This is a genomic window from Mesorhizobium sp. M7A.F.Ca.CA.001.10.2.1 (assembly GCF_003998575.1).
Classification (GTDB): Bacteria; Pseudomonadota; Alphaproteobacteria; order Rhizobiales; family Rhizobiaceae; genus Mesorhizobium.
The window spans coordinates 1-7,689 of record NZ_RZQY01000264.1; the positions used below are offsets into that span (position 1 = coordinate 1).

At 61.5% G+C, this 7,689-nt stretch carries 8 protein-coding genes; 3 read left to right on the plus strand and 5 right to left on the minus strand.

What is annotated here, in order from left to right; translation table 11 throughout:
• From EN964_RS17830 to EN964_RS17840, 3 genes are all read right to left on the minus strand, one after another.
• Positions 1-872, minus strand: an 872-nt coding sequence (locus tag EN964_RS17830; protein ID WP_127276584.1) for a nucleotide sugar dehydrogenase, incomplete at its 3' end; no start/stop codon positions are given.
• A gap of 43 nt (positions 873-915) precedes the next feature.
• Positions 916-2,193 carry a sugar transferase gene (locus EN964_RS17835; protein ID WP_236382852.1) on the minus strand — a complete coding sequence of 426 codons (1,278 nt, stop codon included), beginning with the start codon at positions 2,191-2,193 and terminating at the stop codon, positions 916-918.
• 365 nt (positions 2,194-2,558) lie between these two features.
• The gene (locus tag EN964_RS17840; RefSeq protein ID WP_023808554.1) at positions 2,559-3,149 is read right to left on the minus strand and encodes a biotin transporter BioY; all 591 of its coding nucleotides are present in this window, start codon (positions 3,147-3,149) and stop codon (positions 2,559-2,561) included.
• Between the two features lie 117 nt (positions 3,150-3,266).
• On the opposite strand from EN964_RS17840, the gene EN964_RS17845 reads away from it, so the two are divergent.
• Positions 3,267-4,175, plus strand: a complete 909-nt coding sequence (locus EN964_RS17845) for an MBL fold metallo-hydrolase (RefSeq protein ID WP_127270451.1) — start codon at positions 3,267-3,269, stop codon at positions 4,173-4,175.
• Between the two features lie 32 nt (positions 4,176-4,207).
• Here EN964_RS17845 and EN964_RS17850 read toward each other — a convergent pair whose 3' ends face one another.
• Together EN964_RS17850 and EN964_RS17855 are read right to left on the minus strand one after the other, a co-directional pair.
• On the minus strand, positions 4,208-4,993 hold the full coding sequence (locus tag EN964_RS17850) for a DUF1499 domain-containing protein (RefSeq protein ID WP_127270452.1): 786 nt from the start codon (positions 4,991-4,993) through the stop codon (positions 4,208-4,210).
• An 80-nt stretch (positions 4,994-5,073) separates the two neighbouring features.
• Positions 5,074-6,702, minus strand: a complete 1,629-nt coding sequence (locus tag EN964_RS17855; RefSeq protein WP_127270454.1) for a fatty-acid--CoA ligase — start codon at positions 6,700-6,702, stop codon at positions 5,074-5,076.
• Positions 6,703-6,886: 184 nt separating this feature from the next.
• On the opposite strand from EN964_RS17855, the gene EN964_RS17860 reads away from it, so the two are divergent.
• Together EN964_RS17860 and EN964_RS17865 are read left to right on the plus strand one after the other, a co-directional pair.
• Positions 6,887-7,243 carry a hypothetical protein gene (locus EN964_RS17860; protein WP_023808564.1) on the plus strand — a complete coding sequence of 119 codons (357 nt, stop codon included), beginning with the start codon at positions 6,887-6,889 and terminating at the stop codon, positions 7,241-7,243.
• Positions 7,244-7,383: 140 nt separating this feature from the next.
• Positions 7,384-7,689, plus strand: a 306-nt coding sequence (locus EN964_RS17865; RefSeq protein ID WP_164775867.1) for a DUF427 domain-containing protein, incomplete at its 3' end; no start/stop codon positions are given.

Consider the following 7,689-nt stretch of genomic DNA (forward strand, 5'->3'; position numbering starts at 1 on the left):
CCGTCATTGATACGGCGGCCAGCAAGAATCACCTCCGGATGATAGCCGAGTTCCTGGGCCTTGTGGGTGAGATAGTAGGGATCGACGCCGATGCAGTGGCCGCCGACGAGACCAGGCGTGAAGCGCAGGAAATTCCATTTGGTGCCGGCGGCTTCCAGCACTTCGGACGTGTCGATGCCGAGCTTGCCGAAGATAAGCGACAGCTCGTTCATCAGCGCGATGTTGAGGTCGCGCTGAGTGTTCTCGATGACCTTGGCCGCTTCGGCGACCGCAATGCTCGAGGTACGGTGTGTGCCTGCCGGCACGATCGAGGCATAGAGCGCATCGATACCTTCGGCCGCTTCCGGCGTCGAGCCGCTGGTGACCTTGACGATCGTTTGCAACCGATGCTCGCGGTCGCCCGGATTGATGCGCTCGGGACTGTAGCCGAGGAAGAACCCCTCATTGTAGCGCAGGCCCGAATGTTTCTCGATCAGCGGCGCGCACACCTCTTCCGTGCAGCCGGGATAGACCGTCGATTCGAAGATCACCACCGCGCCTGGCGATATGACCTCACCGACCAAAGTCGATGCCATGATCAGCGGTTTCAGATCCGGACGGTTGGCCCTGTCGATCGGCGTCGGAACCGTGACGATGAAAATCCCGCAATCGCGCAGAGCGGCCTTGTCGGTGGTGAATGTCAGCCGCGACGCAGCACTGATCTCATCGCTGCTGGCTTCCAGCGTATGGTCGTCGCCACGCCTCAGCGCGTCCACCCTCGACTGGTCGATGTCGAAACCGACGACATCCCTGCCGGCGCCGAAGGCGACCGCCAGCGGCAGGCCGACATAGCCAAGCCCGATGATCGCTATTTTCCTGGAGGCGAGATCCATCTGCTTCCTGCGCTTGCTATTCCAGAGCCATGCTTCGCATTGGTTATCTCGCACCAAAGCCGGTAAGCATCGTTTTCAGCGTCTTGAGAGTTATCAAAACGTCCAGCCAAGGCGAAAAGTTCTTTATGTAATAGAAATCATAGTGCAATTTTCCCATAACGTCATCGACGGCAGCCACATGCCCCTGATTTACTTGTGCCCACCCACTTATGCCCGGCCTGACGATATGCCTGTAGCGGTAGAATGGCAGCTCAGCCTCGTACCACTGCGACAGCACGACAGCTTCCGGCCGCGGTCCGATCCAACTCATTTCGCCACGCAGGATGTTGATGACCTGCGGCAGTTCGTCGATCCTGGATTTTCGCAGGAAACGCCCGACTCTGGTGATGCGGTCATCGTCGTGCCTGGTGATCGCCCTTTCCTTGTCGCTGCCGGCGCCAGAGTGCTGGCGCATCGAGCGAAACTTGTAGACCGTGCAGATCTTGCCCCGGTAGCCCATGCGTTGCTGGCGAAACAGCGCAGGACCATCGGAATCCAGCCGGATCAGCAGCGCTATCAACGCCAGAACGGGGGAAAGAACGATGATCAAGACAAGTGCCGAGACCCAGTCGACCGCCTGCTTGATCTTGAGATAGGCCTGGTTCGGATTGAGCGAACCAAGCGTGTTTTCCGACAGGTGCTCGATCTCGACCCGACCGGTCAGCGACTCTCTGACCTGCTTGACGTGGTATACGGGCGTTCCCGAAAGGGCCCGATCCGCGATGTATCGTTCCCATTCCGCGCCAAGATCGGCACGCAGATCAACGACCACGCCGCTGGCTCTTTCGATTATCGTACTGGTCGACTTGATCCAAAACCAATGCACACCCGGTAACGTCTTGAGGCGCTCGACATCTCCGCCGGGAATCACCACGAGCCGGTACGGATCGAGACGCCGCGTCAACAGGCTCAGGCCGAAGTACCAGAGCGTGGACTGCGTGAAACTGGCGGCAGCCTGAAACCGGCTGTACTCGAACCGAAAAAAGAAGATGGTCAGGAAAACAGCCCCGTAGGACAGGGCAAATGTCGGCAAGATGTAACTTGCCGCGGCCACGCCCGGGAAATTTCCGATGCGGCGATAAGACAAGAAGCCCACAAGGTGCGCGATGACCGCAGCGGCTACTGTTACCTGAAGATTGGCCGAATAGATGAATTCAGGATTGAAGACAATCCGGATGATCGCCGGCGCAAAAATCGCGAATGTCAGTCCGCCAAGCAGTTGAAACCGAATCCTGAACAGGAAGTGCCGGCTTCCGACAATAGTCGACGCTGCGACATTCAACGTCTTCCCCCCTTCCCCGAAGCTGCCGTATCGGCGACAGACCAGCGCGATAGTGCATCTGACCTGATCGTTCACAACAACGAATCGGACGTCTCGCCCCCCGGCGATTCGATACAGTCGAAGACCAAGAGCTACGACAGCGCGGCCGCGCCAGCAAGCATCTATTTCTCAGATCAACAGTTCGGGAAATTGAAAAGCCTGGGCTAATAAAGCGACTTAATGATCATTACTGAAGATGTCGCAGCGTCTAGGGCGATATAACCGACAATCTATCGAGGTTGGCGGACATCAGACCGGAAATCCGCCAGTGACGCCGCTCCGGCCAGTGGCTTGATTGCCCCTGGCCGTTTCTTCGATCGCGCGCTTCAGCCGCGCTTCAGCAGCGTCCAGACGGCCGGCACCAGGCTTGCCGCGAGCGCCACCTTGATCAGGTCGCCGACGATGAACGGCACGACGCCGAACTGCCACGACTTTTCCGGACCGATGAGCAGCGCCAGCCAGGCAAAGCCCATTGCCATCATGACGACTTCGCCAACCAGCATGGCGTTGAAAAGCTTGATTGGATGGCGGTCCCAGCCGCGATCCGCCGCCCAGCCGACAATTGCCGCCATGACCACGAAGCCGGCGAGATAGCCGCCGGTCGAGCCGAGCATGTAGGCAATGCCGAGACCCTTTTCAGGCGTGCTCTGGAAGACGGGGAAGCCCATGGCGCCCTCGGCCATGTAGAGCAGCAGGGTGGCGACGCCGAGACGCATGCCGAAGGCGGCGGCGATCAGCAGCACGGCCAGCGTCTGCATCGAAATGTCGACCGGCCCGAGCATTACCTTGGTCTTGGCCGACAGTGTCAGCACAAGCGTTCCGGCGATGGCCAGGAAAAGCTGCGTTGCCAGCCGCGCCGCGCCGTTTTGCGGCAGAGCCAGAGAAACAAGCGGACGCATCGTAGTTGCAATTGCCATGGTATTTCCCCAATCCGATTGCCGCACTCCGATGTTCGCGGCCTCACATCCTCCTATATTGGCTTGCGTGTTGTGCGGCAATCGGTTTTGCCGTTTCCCGAAACAAGGCACCGATGCATGGCACTGAAATTCGATACCGGCTTCGACCCCTTCTATGGCCAGGGGGTGAATGTCGCGCCCGATGTCCAGCGCATCACGGCCCGCAATCCAAGCCCCTTCACCTTTCACGGCACCAACAGCTACGTTGTTGGCCGCGATACGCTGGCGGTGATCGATCCGGGGCCGGAGGACGAGGCGCATCTGCGGACCCTGATCGAGGTGATCGCAGGCCGGCCGGTCAGCCATATCTTCGTCAGCCACACGCATCGCGACCACTCCCCGCTGGCGGCCCGGCTGAAAGAGCGCACCGGCGCCCTCGTGCTGGCAGAGGGGCCGCACCGGCCGGCAAGAGCCCTGCATATCGGCGAGACCAATGCGCTCGATGCCAGTGCCGACACGGCTTTCATCCCTGATGTCGCCCTGCCCGACGGCGAGGTGGTCGACGGCGACGGCTGGTCGATCAGGACGGTTCTGACCCCGGGCCACACCGCCAATCATGCGGCGTTCGCGCTGCAGGGAACCGGCATCCTGTTTTCGGCCGATCATGTCATGGCCTGGGCAACCTCCATCGTCGCCCCGCCGGATGGAGCGATGGCCGACTACATGGCCTCGCTGGACCGCTTGATCGAACGCGGGGACCGCTTGCTGTTGCCAGGACATGGCGGGCCGGTGACAGCACCGCGCGCTTTCATGCGCGGGTTGAAGACGCATCGCAAGATGCGCGAGCGCGCCATTCTGGAGCGGGTCAGAGAAGGCGACCGGACGATCGTGGACATGGTCAAGGCGATCTACAGGGACACCGACCCGCGGCTGCATGGCGCCGCCGGATTGTCGGTGCTTGCCCATCTCGAGGATCTGACGGCGCGCGGTCTGGTCACGACAGACGGCGCACCGGCCATCGACGGCATTTTCACGCCGGCCGGATAGGCCAACCTGGACCGCTGCTAAGTGCCGAAGCCTTATTCGGCTGGCGCGGCGCCGACCTGACCGGCGACTTCCTGGTCGAGCTCCGCCAGGAATTCGGTGATGCGCGCGGCATTGTCGCCAAGGTCGTAGCGGCCGTAGCGGGATGCCGACCGCATATCGACGATGACCGTGTCGCCATCGTCCGTCACGCGGATCGCCACATCGGCGGGAAGGCCGATCACGAAGCCCTTGGCGACGGCGGTGATGGTCACCTCGCTTTGCCCGGCGAGATCGGGATAGGGCTCCGACAGCTCCCAGTCGCGCCGGTCGAGTACGGTTTCGACGGCATTGACGACAGTCTCGAACGGCAGGTCGTAGCTGCGTGCGCTGACCAGCGGATAGCTATCGGCCTGCAGCCGCTGTTCCCCAGGCGTCGACGGCGCAAGCACGTTCATATCCTTCGTCCGGTCGCTCACGTCGAGCGCCGGCGGTTCGTCGAAATCCGTCGAGATATCCCTGAGCGGCGGATAGATCGTCGCCCAGTAGGCGGCGACGCCGTAGGGTGCGAGCACCAGCAATGCCAGCAGCGCGCCGCCCGTCAGGTCGCGGCCGCCGCGGTCGCCGAAATTCCACAGCCGCGAAAAGGCAAACCCGGCAAACAACAGCGCCATCGCCGCCAGCAGCGCGACAATGCCGAGCACCCACAGAAAGACAGGTGTTTCGACGAGATCGAAGCGATGGCCGACGAAGACCGTCAGCAGCAGCACCAACGAAAAAGCGGCCGTGCGCCGCGACCAGCCGGCCGCCTTCGACGTTTGCCGTTCAGGAATGCTAGCCATCGTTTTCCGTGCTGCCCCAACCCGAACGGAGACTTAGTGCCTTTTTGCGATGGCATGAAGCCGAAACATGCACCATCGCGTCAATCGGTCGGCAGGCGATAGTCCTTGAATTGCTGGCGCAAGGTGATCTTCTGGATCTTGCCGGTTGCGGTGTGCGGAATTTCGCCGACGAAAGCGACATCGTCCGGCATCCACCATTTGGCTACCTTGCCGTCCATGAAGCCGAGAATGTCAGCCTTGGTCGGTTCCTTGCCCGGTTTGCGGACGACGACCAGCAGCGGCCGTTCGCCCCATTTCGAATGCTGAACGCCGATGGCTGCCGCCTCGGCGACATCGGGATGGCCGACAGCCAGGTTCTCGAGGTCGATGGTCGAAATCCATTCGCCGCCGGATTTGATGACGTCCTTGGCGCGATCGGTGATCTGCATGTAGCCGCCAGCGTCGATGTGGGCGACGTCGCCAGTGTCGAACCAGCCATCCTCATCGAACTGCTCCACGCCGGCGTCGCCATAATAGGCACGGGCAACGGCCGGCCCACGCACTTTCAGGCGGCCAAAAGTCTTGCCGTCCCAAGGCTGCTCGTTGTTGTCGTCGTCGGTCACCTTCATTTCGACGCCGAAGGGCGGATAGCCCTGTTTCTGCTGGACGTCGAGCCGGGCTTCGCCCTCAAGACCAGCATGGTCCGGCTTCAGGGTACACAGCGTGCCGAGCGGCGACATTTCGGTCATGCCCCAGGCGTGGATAACCTGGACATCGTAGTTCTGCTGAAACTTGGTCATGATCGCGCGCGGGCACGACGAGCCGCCGATGACGACCTTGTTGAGATAGGGAAGCTCCTTGCCGGTCTCCTCCAGATGCTGCAGCAGCATCATCCAGACGGTCGGCACGGCGGCGCTGAAGGTCACCTTCTCGGTGTCGAGCAGTTCATAGATCGAGGCGCCATCCATCTTGCAGCCGGGCATGACCAGCTTGGCACCGATCATCGGCCCGCTCTGGCCAAGGCCCCAGGCATTGGCGTGAAACATCGGCACGACAGGCAGGATCGTATCGCGCGACGACAGTCCCATGGCGTCGGGCATGGCAGCGATCATGGCGTGCAGCACGTTCGAACGATGGCTGTAGACGACGCCCTTGGGATCGCCCGTGGTCCCGGACGTGTAACACATGCCGGCGGCGGTGCTTTCGTCGAAGGTCTTCCAGGCGAAGTCGCCATCCGCTTCGTCAAGCCAATCTTCATAGGCGACCGTGTTGGGCAATGTCGTCGGCGGCATATGCGCCCTGTCGGTCAGCACGATCACCTGTTTCAGCGATTTGACGGCGCCGGCGATCTTCTCGAGCAGCGGCATGAAAGTCAGGTCGACGAAGACAGCCTTGTCCTCGGCATGGTTCATGATCCAGACGATCTGCTCGGGAAACAGCCGCGGATTGAGCGTGTGGTAGATGGCGCCGATGCCCATGATGCCGTACCAGGCCTCGATGTGGCGCGCGGTGTTCCAGGCCAGCGTGGCGATACGGTCGCCCATCCCATAACCGTCACGCTCCAGCCGCTGGGCGACCTTCAGGGCGCGGCGATGGATGTCGGCGTAGGTGGTGCGCACGATCGGCCCTTCGATCGAGCGCGACACGATCTCGCGCACGCCATGCTGCCGCTCGGCATTGTCGATGAGCTTATGGCAAAGCAGCGGCCATTCCTGCATCAGTCCCAGCATTCGATCCTCCCTCACGCTTTTTGCGTTGTGCTTTTCGAGCTATTGTGGAGCGAACCGGCGGATTGTCCAGCCGCCAGCACCCCTGAGCGCCGCATTGGTGGAAAACCGCCACAATCCGGCCATCGTCGGCGTTAAGTTTCGTTAACGGGCAAAGGGGTGCGATTGGCGACTGAAAGAGGTTCGCATGGACGCGCAGCTCGACGACAAGGCTCTCGAGAGTACGCTTGCCGAAAGTCTGGCCGATGTGGTGCCGGACACAAAGACTGTTTCCGAAGATGAATTTGTTGAAGTTGTCGGCGGCGCGCTGGAAGCGGTCGGCGGCACGCTGCTGTTCAAGATGTGCGTCCAGAATCAGGGCGAGGACCAGCACGTCGCGGCCGCGTCAGTCGGCGATGGCGGAAACCGCCAGTTCCTGCTGCTTACCTTGCCTACCGGCGGCGGTTCCCTGAAGGTCGAGACCGTCTCAAGAAGCAGCAACCCGGTCGCCGGGATCGCTGCCGCCTATGCCGGTCTCATGGACGTGTTCAAAGCCGCTGCCTGACCGCTGACGACAATCCCGAGGATTCCAAGGGGCGATCCATCGGCGTCGGCTAAGCAAGTTTTGCGTGTTGGATGGCGATAGCGGCTTGCGCAATGCGCTTGCGCGACACACCTTAAGTCGACGCAAGGAGAGCCCCCCGCATGGATCAGATCGCCAACCCCGCACCCGGTTTCCAACGCAACCCGGACAAAATCATCACTGTCGAGCCCTATGCCGGCACCGTTACCGTGCGTGTCGGAGACGTGGTCATCGCTTCAACAACGAAGGCCAAGGTGCTGACCGAGGCCCCCTATCCGGCGGCCTTCTACATTCCGTTCGCCGACATCGATTTCGGCAAGCTCGGCCGCACCGACCACTCGACCCATTGCCCCTACAAGGGCGATGCAAGCTATTGGAGCGTGCTGCCTGCCGGCGAGACCGGCCAGAACGCCATGTGGGCGTACGAG